At 64.8% G+C, this 14573-nt stretch carries 16 protein-coding genes, 4 tRNA genes and 4 pseudogenes; 12 read left to right on the top strand and 12 right to left on the bottom strand.

Annotation, left to right across the window (positions count from 1 at the left end; all coding sequences use genetic code 11):
• Nucleotides 1-164: 164 nt before the first annotated feature.
• From C8N38_RS20570 to C8N38_RS20610, 9 genes and pseudogenes are all read right to left on the bottom strand, one after another.
• Nucleotides 165-349: pseudogene (locus tag C8N38_RS20570) on the bottom strand (IS481 family transposase); the annotation flags it as partial.
• A gap of 152 nt (nucleotides 350-501) precedes the next feature.
• Nucleotides 502-684: a helix-turn-helix domain-containing protein gene (locus tag C8N38_RS22355; protein ID WP_108028999.1), complete on the bottom strand. Its 183-nt coding sequence runs from the start codon at nucleotides 682-684 to the stop codon at nucleotides 502-504.
• Complete coding sequence (locus C8N38_RS21285; protein ID WP_146176345.1) at nucleotides 645-983, bottom strand: hypothetical protein; 339 nt, start codon at nucleotides 981-983, stop codon at nucleotides 645-647. Before C8N38_RS21285 ends, C8N38_RS22355 begins: the two co-directional genes overlap by 40 nt.
• Nucleotides 976-1410: a DNA cytosine methyltransferase gene (locus C8N38_RS20585; protein WP_108028983.1), complete on the bottom strand. Its 435-nt coding sequence runs from the start codon at nucleotides 1408-1410 to the stop codon at nucleotides 976-978. The genes C8N38_RS21285 and C8N38_RS20585 overlap by 8 nt, the downstream gene beginning before the upstream one ends.
• A gap of 269 nt (nucleotides 1411-1679) precedes the next feature.
• Entirely contained in the window at nucleotides 1680-1982 is a 303-nt protein-coding gene (locus tag C8N38_RS20590) for a hypothetical protein (RefSeq protein WP_108028984.1), read from the bottom strand.
• A gap of 139 nt (nucleotides 1983-2121) precedes the next feature.
• Nucleotides 2122-2197, bottom strand: a tRNA-Val gene (locus tag C8N38_RS20595).
• Between the two features lie 179 nt (nucleotides 2198-2376).
• Nucleotides 2377-2464, bottom strand: a tRNA-Leu gene (locus C8N38_RS20600).
• A 290-nt stretch (nucleotides 2465-2754) separates the two neighbouring features.
• Nucleotides 2755-4950, bottom strand: coding sequence for a DEAD/DEAH box helicase (locus C8N38_RS20605; RefSeq protein WP_108028985.1), 2196 nt, complete (start codon nucleotides 4948-4950; stop codon nucleotides 2755-2757).
• A gap of 209 nt (nucleotides 4951-5159) precedes the next feature.
• Nucleotides 5160-5236, bottom strand: a tRNA-Met gene (locus C8N38_RS20610).
• Nucleotides 5237-5929: 693 nt separating this feature from the next.
• On the opposite strand from C8N38_RS20610, the gene C8N38_RS21290 reads away from it, so the two are divergent.
• From C8N38_RS21290 to C8N38_RS20650, 7 genes and pseudogenes are all read left to right on the top strand, one after another.
• Nucleotides 5930-6544 (top strand): hypothetical protein, encoded by a 615-nt coding sequence (locus C8N38_RS21290; protein ID WP_146176346.1) that lies wholly within the window; start codon nucleotides 5930-5932, stop codon nucleotides 6542-6544.
• A gap of 141 nt (nucleotides 6545-6685) precedes the next feature.
• Nucleotides 6686-7456, top strand: coding sequence for an SDR family NAD(P)-dependent oxidoreductase (locus C8N38_RS20625; RefSeq protein WP_108028988.1), 771 nt, complete (start codon nucleotides 6686-6688; stop codon nucleotides 7454-7456).
• Nucleotides 7449-7784: a dihydroneopterin aldolase gene (locus C8N38_RS20630; protein WP_158272407.1), complete on the top strand. Its 336-nt coding sequence runs from the start codon at nucleotides 7449-7451 to the stop codon at nucleotides 7782-7784. The genes C8N38_RS20625 and C8N38_RS20630 overlap by 8 nt, the downstream gene beginning before the upstream one ends.
• 100 nt (nucleotides 7785-7884) lie before the next feature.
• Nucleotides 7885-8133 (top strand): annotated as a pseudogene (locus C8N38_RS20635) (transposase); the annotation flags it as partial.
• Nucleotides 8134-8491: 358 nt separating this feature from the next.
• The gene (locus C8N38_RS20640) at nucleotides 8492-8722 is read left to right on the top strand and encodes an AbrB/MazE/SpoVT family DNA-binding domain-containing protein (RefSeq protein ID WP_108028990.1); all 231 of its coding nucleotides are present in this window, start codon (nucleotides 8492-8494) and stop codon (nucleotides 8720-8722) included.
• Nucleotides 8712-9116, top strand: a complete 405-nt coding sequence (locus C8N38_RS20645) for a PIN domain-containing protein (protein WP_108028991.1) — start codon at nucleotides 8712-8714, stop codon at nucleotides 9114-9116. Before C8N38_RS20640 ends, C8N38_RS20645 begins: the two co-directional genes overlap by 11 nt.
• 107 nt (nucleotides 9117-9223) lie before the next feature.
• The gene (locus C8N38_RS20650) at nucleotides 9224-9895 is read left to right on the top strand and encodes an SDR family oxidoreductase (protein WP_108028992.1); all 672 of its coding nucleotides are present in this window, start codon (nucleotides 9224-9226) and stop codon (nucleotides 9893-9895) included.
• 13 nt (nucleotides 9896-9908) lie between these two features.
• Here the strand turns inward: C8N38_RS20650 and C8N38_RS20655 are convergent, their stop codons facing one another.
• The gene (locus tag C8N38_RS20655) at nucleotides 9909-10793 is read right to left on the bottom strand and encodes a DMT family transporter (protein ID WP_108028993.1); all 885 of its coding nucleotides are present in this window, start codon (nucleotides 10791-10793) and stop codon (nucleotides 9909-9911) included.
• A gap of 293 nt (nucleotides 10794-11086) precedes the next feature.
• Between C8N38_RS20655 and C8N38_RS20660 the strand changes: the two genes are divergently transcribed.
• The 5 genes and pseudogenes from C8N38_RS20660 to C8N38_RS20680 all read left to right on the top strand — a co-directional run bounded on the left by C8N38_RS20660 (nucleotide 11087) and on the right by C8N38_RS20680 (nucleotide 13773).
• Nucleotides 11087-11707, top strand: coding sequence for an exopolysaccharide biosynthesis protein (locus tag C8N38_RS20660; RefSeq protein WP_108028994.1), 621 nt, complete (start codon nucleotides 11087-11089; stop codon nucleotides 11705-11707).
• Between the two features lie 439 nt (nucleotides 11708-12146).
• Nucleotides 12147-12362 (top strand): annotated as a pseudogene (locus tag C8N38_RS22075) (RNA ligase family protein); the annotation flags it as partial.
• Between the two features lie 572 nt (nucleotides 12363-12934).
• Nucleotides 12935-13129, top strand: a complete 195-nt coding sequence (locus C8N38_RS20670) for a hypothetical protein (protein WP_108028996.1) — start codon at nucleotides 12935-12937, stop codon at nucleotides 13127-13129.
• A 140-nt stretch (nucleotides 13130-13269) separates the two neighbouring features.
• Complete coding sequence (locus C8N38_RS20675) at nucleotides 13270-13521, top strand: helix-turn-helix domain-containing protein (protein WP_108028997.1); 252 nt, start codon at nucleotides 13270-13272, stop codon at nucleotides 13519-13521.
• Nucleotides 13522-13773, top strand: coding sequence for a HipA N-terminal domain-containing protein (locus C8N38_RS20680; protein ID WP_108028998.1), 252 nt, complete (start codon nucleotides 13522-13524; stop codon nucleotides 13771-13773). It abuts the gene before it with no gap.
• 224 nt (nucleotides 13774-13997) lie between these two features.
• On the opposite strand, the pseudogene C8N38_RS20685 reads toward C8N38_RS20680, so the two are convergent.
• Nucleotides 13998-14234, bottom strand: a pseudogene (locus C8N38_RS20685) (zincin-like metallopeptidase domain-containing protein); the annotation flags it as partial.
• A gap of 244 nt (nucleotides 14235-14478) precedes the next feature.
• Nucleotides 14479-14555: transfer RNA gene (locus tag C8N38_RS20690), tRNA-Met, on the bottom strand.
• Nucleotides 14556-14573 lie beyond the last annotated feature (18 nt).

Below are 14573 nucleotides of genomic sequence, written 5' to 3' on the forward strand. Positions count from 1 at the left end.
GAAGTCCAGATCCGGGCGGCGGTCCTCAACCGCTTCACGGCGCTCGGCATCCCGCTCACCGTGGCCATGGGATAAGTGTGTCCGGGGAAAGGGGAACTGCGGTCGTCAGCTGATTTGCGCAACAGCGCCGCCTCGACCGCCTCTTAGAAGGTCTCGCATTTTTCGCGAGAGAACTCCTCCAACCCCGTGCCGTTGAACCACTCGACGAAGCCGTTGGTCTTCCACGTGTGGACCTTGGTGCGGCGATGCTCGATGGTGTTCAGATCGAGATGGAGTTCGTATGGGTGCTTTTCGGTACCGCAGAACTCGCGACCGTTATCCGTCAGCACGCCCTTATCGGCAGATCCAAGGGGGCTGCAACCGCGATGAAAGGCCGCTTCCGTGATCTGCTGCCGGATCGGGTTTGGGGGACCGAACGGCCGCAATCGGCAGCGAGCGCCCGAATCGGTAGCGCCAGGCGCACAGGCGCCATGCCGCGCCGCCGCAGGTCCGCTTCGAGCCCTAAGTGTTTCTGGGGCTATCCTTTGCCGCACGCCGCCAGCCGGCGGGAGTCGTCGAGGTCGCAGCCTTGAACGCGCGGGTGAAGTGGCTCTGGCTGGCAAAGCCACAGGTGTCGGCAATCTGAACGAGTGGGGCCGGGCCGCTCAGGAGACCTTTGGCGCGGTCGATACGGCGCTCTGTGATCCATGCGTGATGCGGATAGCCACAGTTCGGTCGTCAAAGACACAGGGGCGGCCGTAAAAATCGGTGCCGGTCTCGATGCCGAGCACCCAGCCGCACGTCAAAAATCGCTTGTCGGCAAGGTGAGTTATCTCGATCCGCATGTCGAACGTGTTATTCAGCCGCGTCTCGCGGGAGGCCACCCACTGTTCTGTCGGCCATAGATAGTGATTGAATGGGCGGGCGCCGTCGGCGCGCTGAATTGGGCCGTCGTATGGCCACGGGTCGCGCCAGGTCTCAACGTGTCCGCATCGATCAGGCATTGTTCGCTTCCTCGGCTTGCATGGGCACCGCTAGGTGCTGGCAGTTGGCCGCGATGATGGCGGCCGCGACTGGCGGGCAGACAGAGTTGCCGCAGCAGCTGATCTGCACGTCCTTGGAAAACGGGCGGAAGGTTGGCTCGTCGCTGTCGAGCCCGTCCCGGACACCCTCGATCACATAGTCAGACGGGAAGCCCTGGGCGTTGAACAACTCGCGCGGACTGAGCATCCGCATGACCGTGTGCTCATCCGGCTGCACGTGCTGGGCGATTTCTGCAGTCTCGACTATGTCGCGCTGTGGCATGCCGCGCTGCGGACCCATCGGGGCCTCGCTGTCCTCGACTTCACCGCGCATCCCGACGACAGCGAGATCGGCCGCGCGATCCGGTTTCTGCGTGAGGCCCATCCTGACCGGTTCATGATCCGCCATTCCGGTCGCACCGGCGTCTGGGCATCGTTCGACATCACCGACCCGGAACCGGAAAAGCGGATAAGTCCGCACTCTTCACGCGTGACACCGCATGTGAACTCAAAGCCGCCCGGGACTTCTATAGGCGCAATCCCGCGCTCAACGCCGCAGCATAAACACCAGATGGTCGTTCCTTGGAACCTGTGCGGCGCTGAAACCGTACGCCCGCAGATGGCGCACTCGCAGCAGAATCCTTCGGCCCTCATCGCCTGCCCCGTGGGGCGTTGGGGTTAGCTGGTCTTCGCCGCCAGCAGGGTTTCCAGGTCTTCGATCCGTTGGCGCAGGCGCTTGTTCCGTCTCCAGATTCCGGCCTGCTCGTGAAGGCGGCGATCCCGCTCATCCATGAGCCGCAGAACATGAGCCTCCGCCTCAGCCCGGCCGCGCTCTGCCGCTTCGATCCGGCTCTCCGGCACATTGCGGGTGCATTCGGCCGGGCCGCCTATTGCCGCCCCGCAGCACATCGGGATCAGGATCTCGAGGCCGTCTTCGTCGCGCAGCCAGTGGCAGCGGATGGGCTGGCGGGCGTCATCCACGGGGAGGAATTCCGCGGATGGAATCGCCGCCCGCAGTTGGGCGGGGAGGTCCGTCCTCAACAGGCAATGTGGACCACGCCTGTTCTCGCGCGGTTCACAATCGCGATTTTCCTTTAAAATCCGCGCATTAATCTTGGGGTGGTGGGCCGAGAGGGAATCGAACCCCCGCTGTCGATGGGTGTAAACCATCCGCTCTACCCCTGAGCTATCGGCCCTCCGGGCGGAAGGAGCCCGGGCACACTATGTGTGGGATCCGTCTTGACGCCGGTCCATCACAGGTTGCGCCGCGCGGTCTAGCTGGTGACTCGCGACGGCGCAAGCCCGGGCGTGGTCCGCGGTGCTGGCAGCATCCCGTGCGCTGCGCGCGTTCGGGTACGGGTGGGGGCATCCTGACTGGTGCGGGCGGTGGGGATCGAACCCACAATTTCGTAAAGAAAACAGGATTTTAAGTCCCGCGCGTCTACCAGTTTCGCCACGCCCGCATCGCATGGTGCCCATGGTTCTGGCATAGCCTCCGCACGGTGTCCAGCAAAGCGGCGGGGCAAACGCCGGGCAGAGCGCTCCGTGGCCTGACCCTTTGCGCTAACCGTCCGGCCACGGCCGGCGAGGGCCTCCGGTCCGGCGATGGCAACGGGCGTTGCGGTGCGGCCGTCGTCCTGCCACCGAAGGCGACCCGGCTCTTCCGCCGCGCAAGACTGCCGCGAGCCGTATTCGATCGCGCGCCGGATCGGGCCGGTTTTCGGGCCGATTTCAGCTTGGGACCGGGCCGCGCTCAGTGCTTGCGCTTGGGGGGCGTATTGCCCCCGCCGGGAGCCGGCTTCGGCCCGCCGCGCTTGAACCCGGGGCCCTTGGGCTTGCCGCCTTTTCCTTTTGGTGCCCCCGGCCGTTCGAGTCGCTTCGAGGGGTCGGCCGCATCGGCCCGGCGGCGGTCGGCGGGGGCTGCGTCTGCCTCCGTGCGGCGCTTTCCGTCCCTGGGCCGGTCCTTGGACCAGTCCTTCGAGGCGCTTTTCGGCCCGGTCTTGCGACCCTCCTTCGGCCTGGCTCCCTGCGGTTCGGCGCCATGGCGGGGTTTGCGCGGCCGGTCGCCCTTCGTCGCATCGGCCGCGCTGTCAGCGCCGCGCCGGGGGGCCTTCGACCTTGGCGGCTCTGCCTCGGCCGGTCGGGCGTCGCGTCGCTCCGGGCGGGACCCGGACTTCGGTTCGAATTTGGGCTTGGGACGGGGCGCGGGACGGTCTGTCCTGGCCTCGTCCGCGACGGAGGACGTGGCTGGCACGGTCCCCTCGGCGGGCGCCGGGCGCGCTGGTTCGGGCGCCCGCTCCGTCCTGGCTTGCTCGGGCCTGGGTCTTTCGGCCTTCGGGCGTGCGGGCCGCGGACGCGGAGCTCCGCGGGTGTCCTCGACCGGGCCGTCGAACCGCTTGGCGCGGATGTCGTCTTCCAGAAGCCCCTCGGGGCCGATCCGCTCGACAAAGCCCGACACGGCGGCCTCTGCGATCTCGACGAGCGAGGTCTTGGCCAGAAGCTGGATCCGGCCGATCTGCGAGCGTTCGAGATTTCCGGCCCGGCAGACCAGCGGCAGCAGCCAGCGCGGCTCGGCCCGACGGTCGCGACCGACCGACAGCTCGAACCAGACCGAGGGCCCGAAGGGCGGACGTTCGGGCCGGGCGCCGGGCGCGGCGGGCGCGTTCAGTTCCTCGGGGGCCGAGAGACCCGCACGGTAAAGTCGCAGACAGGCGGCGGCAATCGTCTCGGGGCTGCGGTCAGCCAGCAGGCGGGCGGCGAAGGCGGCCTCGGCCTCGGTCGGTTCGGCGTCCCAGAGCGCATCGGCCAGGAGCCGGGTTTCGTCGAGCGCGAGGATTTCCTCGGGCGTCGGGGCCACGGTCCATTCGGCCTCGATCTTGGCCCATTTCAGCAACAGACGCGCCTTCTTGACCAGCTTGTCCGGAACGATCAGCGCCGAGATCCCCTTGCGCCCGGCCCGCCCGGTGCGGCCCGAGCGGTGCAGCAGCGTCTCGGTATTGGTCGGCAGATCGGCATGGATCACCAGATCGAGATTGGGCAGGTCGATCCCGCGCGCGGCCACATCGGTCGCCACGCAGACCCGCGCCCGGCCGTCGCGCATCGCCTGGAGCGCATGGCTGCGCTCGTCCTGGCTGAGCTCGCCCGAGAGGCTGACCGCCGACAGACCCCGGTTGGCAAAGCGCGCCGCCAGACGGCTGACCGCGGCCCGGGTATTGGCAAAGACGATGGCGGTGGGCGCGTCGTGAAAGCGCAACAGGTTGATGATGGCATGTTCGGCATCGGCCGCCGTCACCTGCACCGCCTTGTAGGCGATGTCGGCATGCTGGCTGCCCCGCGACAGCGTCGTCACCCGCGCGGCGTCGCGCTGGTAAAGCTTGGCAAGCTCGCCGATCGCGGGCGGCACCGTCGCCGAGAAAAGCAGCGTGCGCCGCTCGGCCGGGGCGGCGCCCAGCATGAATTCCAGATCCTCGCGGAAGCCGAGATCGAGCATCTCGTCGGCCTCGTCCAGCACCACCGCGCGGATATCGGACAGATCGAGCGCGCCGCGGGTGATATGGTCGCGCAGCCGTCCGGGCGTGCCGACGACGATATGGGCGCCCCGATCAAGCGCCCGGCGTTCGTCGCGGGCATCCATGCCGCCGACGCAGGACACGACCTTCGCGCCCGCCCGCGCATAAAGCCAGACCAGTTCGCGCTGGACCTGCAGGGCCAGTTCGCGGGTCGGCGCGATGACCAGGGCCAGCGGGGCGGCCGGCGGCCCCATCCGGTCGTCCTCGCCCATCAGCGTCGGCGCGATGGCCAGCCCGAAGCCCACGGTCTTGCCCGAGCCGGTCTGGGCGGAGACCAGCAGGTCGGCTTCGGCCAGTTCGGGCGCGGTGACAGCCTTCTGCACATCGGTCAGCGTATCGAACCCGCGTTCGGCGAGGGCTTCGGAAAGACTCGGGATCATATGGGGACCATCCGTGGGGCGCCGCGCCAGCATGGCGGGCCAAAAAGGCACCGCTAGGGTATCATGACGCGCATGTCTAGGCGCAAGCGATCCTCGCACGGCGCGCGGGCAAAGTTTCGCGCCCCGGACCCCGGTTACGCCTGTCTGCTGGTAAGGATCGGGACGCGGGCAACGGAAGACCGGCTCTGCCGTCTGCTTCCGGAGGGAACTGGTAGCGGAGGAGGGACTCGAACCCCCGACACAAGGATTATGATTCCTCTGCTCTAACCAACTGAGCTACTCCGCCAAGAGTGTGGCGCTGAGTAAGCGACGACCTCGGGGGCGTCAAGCGCAAATTCGCGGGCAAATCGCCGGGGTCCTGCGTCATTCCGACGGTCGCCCCGGCTGTGCCGGAACCCGAAAACGCCGGCCGTTTCAGGGCCGCGGTTACGAACGGCCTGCCCCCCCCCGTGGCGAGGCGCCGCCCCCGGCTTGCGGCCGCCGCATGGCCGACCCGCGCGCCTTCGAACGGCTTTGGGCTCCTGCCCGCGCAGCACTCGCCATGGTCCGGGCCGTGGGCTGCCCCGAAGCTGAGACCGGTTTCGCGCGTTCGCCCAGCGGCTTTGCCCGCGCGGCACGGATGACCGGCACGGGGGATCGGCACGGGGGATCGATGGAAAGCCGTATCATACAGGATCGGGATCGTTCGGTCCCGGGAGGGACGACAAGCGCCGGATGCCTGCCGCGTCGAGGCAGATCTTCAGGGGCCATGCCACCCGGGACCGCCCACCCGTCTTGGCCGTGAATTGCGCCGGCGCCTTGCGAGGTTTAGACCTGTCACTCGTGATCCAAATGACAAGCGCCTTGGCAGCGGGCGTTCCGCACGGTTTGATCTTCGAAAAGGACTTTCGGTAAATGTCACCAGTCAGACCCAGACCACTTATGTGCCGGTCTTGGTCGGGACAATTACCTTATTTCCGATGGTTGGGTCCATGACCACGTGCGGACTTCGCTTTTACCCCGCCTTTCTGGAGGACAACAGGCCCGACTGGATTTTGGCCCGCGCATATCTTCCTGGCATTGTCTTTCCGGCTCTTCTGCTGGTCATTTTCGTTGGCGAGCCCCTTTCGGCGAGCATTCGATCATCACGAGCCCCGAGAAAAAGCCTGCAGAGACGATCCTCCATCAGCTGAAATTCCTGCCGGAAGAGAAAAGAACCTTCTTGGGCTTCCATCAGCTTTTCAAATCGCCGAAGATCGATGACCATCGGTCGGCCAAGATCAAGGTGTTTCACTCGCCTGACCGCTTCCATGCCGGCGATATCATTTCGGCAAGATTGAGCGACCACGATCTCAGAGCCGATCTGCGGATTGCAATGGTTGTCAGACGCGCCGACATCAATGCCTGCCTTTCGTCGAAACATCCGTGGATGCTGATGGCGCGTGAAAGCTTCCAGGGCGATATTCTCTCGTTCCTGTCGTCAAAGGTCTGCCATTCCCTCGCAATCGAGGCGTTTCAGGCCGCAGGGGTACGCGAGGGCGCGCCGGTGCCCCGATTGCCTGTACGTTCAACCGCTCTTCTCTGCCGCGCGTCGTCGATGGCAAGGTGTGCCTGATTGTGGTTGCCACCGCCGCGCTTCCGGAGGATACGGTCTGGAGCCCTTGGGAAAGGGTGTTCTTCGCGCAGGATCTCATGTTCATGATCCGATCCAGCATGCAGGAGAGGCCGGAGATTTTCGACGGGAGGGAGCCTGGCCATGCCTAATATCCTGATAACCGGTGGGGCCAAGCGGATCGGCGCGGACCTGGCGCGCCGCTTCGCCGAGGCCGGGTTCCAGGTCGCCGTCCATTACGGAACGTCCGAGGGCGAGGCCGAGGCCTTGCGCGACGAGTTGAATGCGTCGCGGCGGATCTGCTCGATACACCGTGCCGACCTGCGGGACCGCGACGAGACGAAGCGCATGTTCGAAGAGGTGCGCGCCACGATCGGCGCGGTCGATCTGTGCATCAACAATGCCTCGATGTTCGTCAATGACGACCTGATGGACTATGAGGACACGCAATTCGACGATCATCTTGCTGTAAACCTCAAGGCACCCGTCCAATTGGGGGCTCTGATGCGGCGCCAGCCGGAAGAGGCCGAGGATCGGCTGATCCTCAACATGCTCGATAACAAGGTCTTCGCACTGAATCCCGACTTCTTCACCTATAGCCTGAGCAAGACCGCCCTGCTGGCCGCAACGCGGATGATGGCAATGCGTTTTTCGGGGTTTCCCAGGGTCTGCGGGATTGCGCCCAGCATTACCCTGATCAGCGGAAAGCAAAGCGCCGAGAATTTCGAAAAAAGCAGCCGCATCAACTATCTGGGCAGAAGAGTCTTCCCGTCCGACATCGCGGATGCGGCGCTTTTCTTCTGGAAGGTCAAGAGTTGTAACGACCAGATCATCACCATCGATGGCGGGCAATCGATGATGCAACTGTCAAGGGATGTGGCCTTTCTCACGAAGGAAGGGTATTTTGATGAGTAGCTACAGGATCGTCCTCGAGGATCTGGAAATCCGGATGTACCTTGGCATTCACGATTTCGAGAAGACGACACCGCAAAGGGTTCTGATCTGTGCAGAGATCGACGTCGATTCCCGGTCATGCGGAAAAGACGATATTTTCGACTACGATCGGGTGGTGGATTTCATCAGGGCGTTCTCGATGCAGTTCATCGAAACGCAGGAAGACCTTGTTGCCCGGATTCACGACCACATCCTCTCGCTGGGGGCACTCTCTGCAACGGTCTATTCCAGAAAGCCGGATGTCTTCAGGGACTGCAAGTCCATCGGCGTTTCATACCGGGGAAACTGACATCCCGTATTCCCGCCGCCTGCGGCGCGGCAATTGACCTGCCCCCCGCGAGATTCGTCAGCCTGATGGAGAGTCTGCTCAACCGCGAAGGAGCAGACGAATCAGAAAGAGCCGTTTCATCGAGGCGCAGATAATCGGGATGATCAGAGAGCAGTAGGCGGTCATGCCAACAGCTGAGGTGTGCCGCAGGCATGATCTCAGCCCGGCGACGTTCTACAAGCTGAAAGCCAAGTATGGTGGTATGGAGGTCTCCGAAGTCGCTAGGCTGAAGGCGTTGGAAGATGAGAACGCCAAGCTCAAGCGCCTGCTGCCCAAGCTGGACGTCGTCACGGTTTATGTACGAGGGCTCGCGTTCGGCGGCGGGCTCCCGGCCAGTATCGATGCGATCGATCTCTATCCAGCGGGACTGGAAGCAAAGGTTATCCCGCGCACCTATTTACGCAGTGATATGAAGGACGTCGTACGGAACCGCCGCCCGCCACGGAAGCGCCGCATCCAAAACCGGGCGGGCCCACCGCGGAACAGGACATGGTTCCATGCAATGGTCCAAATCGCTGGCCCGAGGCGCCGCGCCCGCGCCGGAAACGCACCCGGGATAGAGGAGGCCCGCCTCATCGTACCGCGCCCAGAGGCCCGGGACTTGTCTCACGGGTCCGGAGGATAGACCTTCTCCAATGTCTATCCAACCTGCCGCGACAGAGGCTGCCATGCAGATCGCCAGATGGGGAAATTCGCTTGCCGTCCGCCTGCCCGCGGATCTGGTCCGGACCCTCGGCCTGCGCGAGGGCGACCGGATCGAGCTGGAGCCCTCGGGCGAGGGTCGGTTTGCGGTCAGCCGCCATCCCCGTGCCGATGACGTGCTGTCGGGGCTGCGCCGGTTCCGCGGCCGTCTGGCGTCCGAAGACCGGCTGAGCCGCGACGCGGCCAATGGCCGCTGACTTCTTCGACACCAACGTCATCCTCTACCTGCTGGACGACGGGCTCAAGGCCGACCGGGCCGAGGCGCTGCTGGCCCAGGGCGGCACGATCAGCGTCCAGGTGCTGAACGAGGCGCTGGTGAACTGCCTCCGCAAGGCCCGGATGAGCCATGACGAAGCGGGCGAGTTCCTGTTCGGGATCCGCGATTTCTGCGAGACGGTCGAACTGACCGTCGGCACCCATGATGTCGGCCGCGCGCTGGCCGCCCGCTACAAGCTGTCGGTCTGCGATTCGATGATCGTTGCCGCGGCGCTTCTCAGCGGCTGTACCAGGCTCTGGTCCGAGGACATGCAAGACAGGCTGACCGTCGAGGGGCGGCTGAAGATCGTCAATCCCTTCGCCGACGCCGCCTGAACCGCTGCCTTCGCCCGTTCGGAACCGCCGCGGCCGAGGGCCCGGCCTTGCCTCCCGCAACCCGCGCCACAGGTCCTGGCCCAGACCCGACCCGAAGGAGACAGAGCATGACCCGAACCCTGTTCATCACCGGCGCCTCCAGCGGTATCGGCGCCGCCACCGCCCGCGCCGCCGTCGCCCGTGGCTGGTCGGTGGGGCTGATGGCGCGCTCGGCCGACAAGCTGGACGCGCTGGCAACCGAGCTGGGCGCGGCGGCGCTGGCCCTGCCCGGCGATGCCACCGATCCGGCCGCGCAGGAGGAAGCCGTGGCCCGTACCGTCGAAAACTTCGGCGCACTGCATGCGGCCTTCGCCAATGCCGGGCGCGGCCTCGAACGGCCCGGCACCGAAGCGGGCGATCCCGAGGACTGGCGCGGGATGGTCGATCTGAACGTGATGGGCGTGCTGTTCACCGCCCGTGCCGCCCTTCCGCATCTGCGCCGCACGAAGGGGCATCTGGTGCTGACCGGCTCGGCCGCGGGGCGGACCCATATCAAGGGCTCGATCTATTCCGCGACCAAGTGGTTCGTGCATGGCTATGGCGGCAACATGTCCGAGGAGATGCGCGACTGGGGCGGGCGCTGCACGGTGATCTCGCCCGGGATGGTCGATACGCCGTTCTTCGACAGCCCCAAGCCCGACAAGATCCGGCCCGAGGATGTCGCCGATGCGGTGCTTTATGCGCTGGAACAGAATCCCCGCGCCGAGCTGCGCGAGATCCATATCATGCCGACCGGCTGAGAGGGGGCGGCGCTCAGCCCGCCGCCCGCCTTTCGCGGATCATGATGAAGACGCCGCTGGCGACGATGACCGCCGCCCCCACCGCCGTCGCGCGGTCGGGAACCTCTTGCCAGAACAGCCAGCCGAAACCGGTGGCCCAGAGCAGCGCGGTATAGTCCAGCGGCGCGATCACCACCGCGGGCGCCATCCGGAACGCCTGGGTGATCAGCGTCATGCCCAGCGTGCCGAACAGGGCGATGCAGCCGAAGGCCCAGAGATCGCCCGCCGGGACCGGTGTCCAGACGAAACCGACCGCCAGACCGCTCAGGAGCACCGAGCTGCCGACCAGCCAGAGCTGCATCGTCCAGACGCTTTCGCGCGCATCGAGCCAGCGCGCGCTGAGCATCAGCACCGCATAGAACAGCGCCGCCAGCACCGGCAGCACCGAGGCCGGCTGAAACGCCGCCGCCCCCGGACGGACCACGATCAGCACCCCGGCAAAGCCCGCCGCCACGGCCAGCCAGCGCCGCCAGCCCACCGGCTCGCGCAGGACCAGCGCCGACAGAGCGGTGATGAAGATCGGCGCCACGAAGATCAGCCCGGTTGCCTCGGCCAGCCCCAGATAGCGGAAACTGGTGAAGAACATCAGCGCCGCCGCGATCACCAGCCCGCCCCGCGCCAGATGCGCCAGCGGGCGGCGCGAGACCAGCGCCTGGGGCCCTCCGGTCCCGACCGCGATAGCGGCGGCAAAAGGCAGCGCGATCAGGCTGCGCAGGAACAGGATCTGGAGCGGCGAATAGCCCTCGGTCAGCGCCTTGGCGAAGGCGTCGTTGACGCAAAGACAGGCCACGCCCGCGCACATCGCCGCGATCCCCGGCATGGGGTCGCGCGCCGCCACGGTTGCCGCCGTTCCGGTCATTCGTCCGTTCCTTTCACCAGTCCCCCGGCCCGCTTCCGGGGTCCTCCCCAGCGGCGCGACCCTAGCCCGCCCGCGCTTCGCTGTCATGGTCGAAGCCGCCCCCAGCGCTGCCCCGCGCCCGGATATCGGGACAATCGGGGTCGATCCGCCAGGATCGGACCGGAATTGCACGGCGAGCCGCCCGGCCGCATGCGGAAACCCGCCCGTCCGGCAAACACTTGCCCGCGCCCGCAATCGAAGTCATGGCATCCGGGGGCGATATCGCGTAACAGCGGCCCACGTGGGATATCCTGATGAACAGAAATCGCGGCTTCCGGCGACGTGTTTCGTTGTCGCTTCCGATCCTGCGGACCTCGCGGGATCAGCACGATGCCGGCAACCTGACCCTCGGCAGCCTGCTGTCGGGGCTGGGCGAGACCTCGTTCGGCTGGGCGGTCGTGGTGTTTGCGCTCATGACCATGCTGCCGCTGCCGCCCGGATCCTCGCTGGTGACCGCGCTGCCGGTGCTGGTCACCACCGCGCAGATGATGCTGGGCTACCGCCATGTCCGCCTGCCGGGACCGCTGGCGCGGTTACGGCTGGATCACGACAAGCTGCGCCGCACCGTGCTGAGGCTGCGCCCCGTCACCCGGCGGCTGGAGCGGGTTCTTAGGCCGCGCACCCCCGCCCTGTTCCGCCGCCGCAACGAACGCGCGCTGGGAGCGGCGCTGTTCGTGATCGCCTTCACCCTGTTCCTGCCGGTGCCGGGCAGCGGATGGTTCCCGGCGATCTCGCTGTTCGTCGCGGGCGTCGGCATGGTCGAGCATGATGGCCGGGTCACGATCTGGGGGCTTGTGATGGGCGCGGCCTCGGTGCTGCTGACCGTCGCCATCGTGGTCTCTCTGGCCGCCAGCGCCGAGGCGGTGATCCCGTAGCCGCCCCCGGCCGGGCAGGGCACCGGATCGGCCCGCCGGTCTTGCCCGCCAGCGATCGGTGGTCTTGGAGCGCGGGTTTCCGCATCGGCTTAAACAGCACCGGAAGCGGCAAGGCATGCACCCTTCCTGCTCGAGCGCCAGAATCAGAACCGGACGTTTGAGAAATCGACGTTCATGTCGCCTTGCCGATCCGGATTTCAGATCGATGCCGTCCCGCCCCGATGTTCGTTATCCGAAGGGCGCATCGGCGCGGTCCCGAGGCCGACCATCGCCGATCAGGGCCGAAGGTTCGCGCAGGGTGAAACAGGCCAGGGGGCATTCGGAGAGGACCTTGCCGACGAAAGCCGGCCTGATCCCCTTCGCCTGAGCAGGACGACCGGCTCATGGGACTTGCCCGGAACAAAGCGGTCGTTCATGCAAAACGCAGCGACGGTCGGGAATGCGCCCATTGGCCGCAAGGCGGCCATCTTGCTGGCCTGGACACGTGAGGAAGTCCGGTCGCACAGTTCACCTGCCATTTTCGCCCGGCGCCACCAGCGACGACAAGATCATGTCTTCGCTTGAAGGCCTGATGGCGGAAGACCTCGTCGTCACCGAAAAGATGGACGGTGAGAATACGACCCTTCACGCCGGCGGTTCCCATGCGCGCAGGCCGCACCGACCTTGTTCCATTAGAATTTGTCGTCCTTTTGCGTGACGTGCCAGGCGAGGAAGTCGGGCGCTCGGGGCGAGGTTTTCTGTTGTTTGTTGAGGGTATCAGCCATTTTGCTTCTCCTTTGGTTTGGGGTTGGCTCGTTCATGCCATTCCGCAAGACCGGACGGAAAAGGGCGGCTGTCATGTCCAACACGGCGCGTCGTAGCGCAGCGAAGACAGTGTGGTGCGGGCAGGATATTGACGGGCGACCGCGTTCGGTCAGGAATTCAGGCGATGTACGGGCAAAGCCCACCCAAGGGCGATGGCAAGCTCCGGCTCCCGCAACGAATGGCGGAAACCGCTGACCCTGCGCTCACTGTCCTGTTCTCGACGGTATTGCCGATCACGCATTCAGGGGGCTTCTGAGACATTCAGGTCTGGCACATGCGGCCTGAGAGGGCGGGACAAGGGCAGGCCTGCTTCACATATGTTGCGCCCGAAGGTGTCCCCATCACGCCGATGATGCCGGTCGTCCTGTTCAACGAAGTCCCGAATGGTTCGGGCTCGACAATGCCAAGAACAGGAGGATCACGATGATCGCATTTTTCACCATATACGAGCTGGAGCAGCTTGCCGACGACCAACTGGATGAGCTTTACGCCGTGCTTGAACGCCTGCTGATGGCCAAGGCCACCGGCACAGCCGAGCGCAGCAACATCCTGGCGTCCCTCGAAAACATCACCCGCGTGCGCAATCGCCGTTGCGCCACCCCCGCCCAGTCTCTCTGACGGGACCTTCCCTCGCTGGGATATGATGCAGAGGCCATAAAGGCGATCTATGATACATAGATCATAATGATGGCTTATGATTTTCTCGTCATATTGACAAAATATGATTTTTGCGTCATACTTATAGAAAGAGATAAGATATGAAGCAGTTAGCACGCACCCCCAGAGATATCGGTCACGCCATCCGTGAAGCACGGAAGGCCAAGGGCTTCACACAGAAAGACCTCGCAGCCAGAAGCGGGGTCTGGCAGGAGACCATCTCCAAGATCGAGAATGGCGTCGCCAGTACCAAGCTGGAAACGCTCTTCGACCTGTTCGCTGCGCTCGACCTTGAAATCCAGGTGCAACCAAGAAGCAAGGGATCGCAAAACGGCCTGGAGGACATCTTCTAGATGGGTCGCCGCCGCAGCTTCACACCGTTGAACGTCTTCCTGAACACGCCGCTTGTCGGACAACTCCTGCGCGAGAAGTCGGGTGCGATCAGCTTTGTCTATGACCGCTCGTGGCTGGACTGGGAACATCGGATGCCGATCTCGCTCTCTCTGCCCTTACGGGAAGGCCGCTTTTCCGGAGGAAATCACGACATCCGTTCAGACTGCGATTTCCAAACGGCTAGAACAACTTACCGACAAATGCTGACATGATGGCTTGGAGCGCACTGCGCTCCGCAGCCGAAGCGGCCAGCCAACCGGCCAAAGTCACTCAGCAACTTCGCGCAACAAACTGATAATCATAGAAATTCGCTGCCCCGGAAAACGGCCAAGCATCGGCGCAGGCCACAAAAAAGCCTTTCCCCTTCAAACCCGCAGGGAGGTGCGTCCGCCTCCGGCGGATGCTAATTTTCTCTGGCCATGGAAAAGGCTGCCGCTTACGCGGCAACCCATTGTTTGCTGTCATCCTCGTCGATGACGGGTTGCAGCCCGTGCAGATAGTCGGCGGCACGCTGGGCATGGGCGGCAGCAGAGAAGATCGCCCGCTTGTCATTTTTCAAAACCTTCAGCCAGCTTTGAATATAGGCGGCATGGTCTTAGCCCGGCTCGGAGGTCAAGGCAAGGTCAGCGCAGAGAAAAGCCGCGCCCAGCTCGGCGTCCAGTTCCTCGCGGGCAGGAAAAACACGGCTAGACGGCGCCATCGACTCAGCGAAGATCAGGCCACAGGTGCGTGACGTATTCGATCTTTGAGTGGTCACAGGGTATGGCACTGGAAGCAACGCTCATTGCAGGCGTCGATTCACGAAGCGATATGCAGGACTTCGGCGCTTCTTGCTTCCACGGTGCTTCCAGGGGCGGTGGAAACGCAACGGCGGCCCCGAAGTGCGGCGTGCAATGGTTTGTAAACGCTAAGGAATTTGGTTGCGGGGGTAGGATTTGAACCTACGACCTTCAGGTTATGAGCCTGACGAGCTACCGGGCTGCTCCACCCCGCGCCAAGGTGTATGGCGCTG

It is taken from the genome of Rhodovulum kholense (assembly GCF_003053725.1).
In the GTDB taxonomy this organism is placed as follows: Bacteria; Pseudomonadota; Alphaproteobacteria; order Rhodobacterales; family Rhodobacteraceae; genus Rhodovulum; species Rhodovulum kholense.

Coding starts and splice junctions, on each gene's coding strand:
- C8N38_RS20645 (WP_108028991.1), top strand. CDS start 8,712: ATGGCCGCTGACTTCTTCGACACCAACGTCATCCTCTACCTGCTGGAC.
- C8N38_RS20585 (WP_108028983.1), bottom strand. CDS start 1,410: ATGGCGGATCATGAACCGGTCAGGATGGGCCTCACGCAGAAACCGGAT.
- C8N38_RS20660 (WP_108028994.1), top strand. CDS start 11,087: ATGAACAGAAATCGCGGCTTCCGGCGACGTGTTTCGTTGTCGCTTCCG.
- C8N38_RS20640 (WP_108028990.1), top strand. CDS start 8,492: ATGCAGATCGCCAGATGGGGAAATTCGCTTGCCGTCCGCCTGCCCGCG.
- C8N38_RS20605 (WP_108028985.1), bottom strand. CDS start 4,950: ATGATCCCGAGTCTTTCCGAAGCCCTCGCCGAACGCGGGTTCGATACG.
- C8N38_RS20650 (WP_108028992.1), top strand. CDS start 9,224: ATGACCCGAACCCTGTTCATCACCGGCGCCTCCAGCGGTATCGGCGCC.
- C8N38_RS20680 (WP_108028998.1), top strand. CDS start 13,522: ATGGGTCGCCGCCGCAGCTTCACACCGTTGAACGTCTTCCTGAACACG.
- C8N38_RS20670 (WP_108028996.1), top strand. CDS start 12,935: ATGATCGCATTTTTCACCATATACGAGCTGGAGCAGCTTGCCGACGAC.
- C8N38_RS20630 (WP_158272407.1), top strand. CDS start 7,449: ATGAGTAGCTACAGGATCGTCCTCGAGGATCTGGAAATCCGGATGTAC.
- C8N38_RS20675 (WP_108028997.1), top strand. CDS start 13,270: ATGAAGCAGTTAGCACGCACCCCCAGAGATATCGGTCACGCCATCCGT.
- C8N38_RS20655 (WP_108028993.1), bottom strand. CDS start 10,793: ATGACCGGAACGGCGGCAACCGTGGCGGCGCGCGACCCCATGCCGGGG.
- C8N38_RS21285 (WP_146176345.1), bottom strand. CDS start 983: ATGCCTGATCGATGCGGACACGTTGAGACCTGGCGCGACCCGTGGCCA.
- C8N38_RS20625 (WP_108028988.1), top strand. CDS start 6,686: ATGCCTAATATCCTGATAACCGGTGGGGCCAAGCGGATCGGCGCGGAC.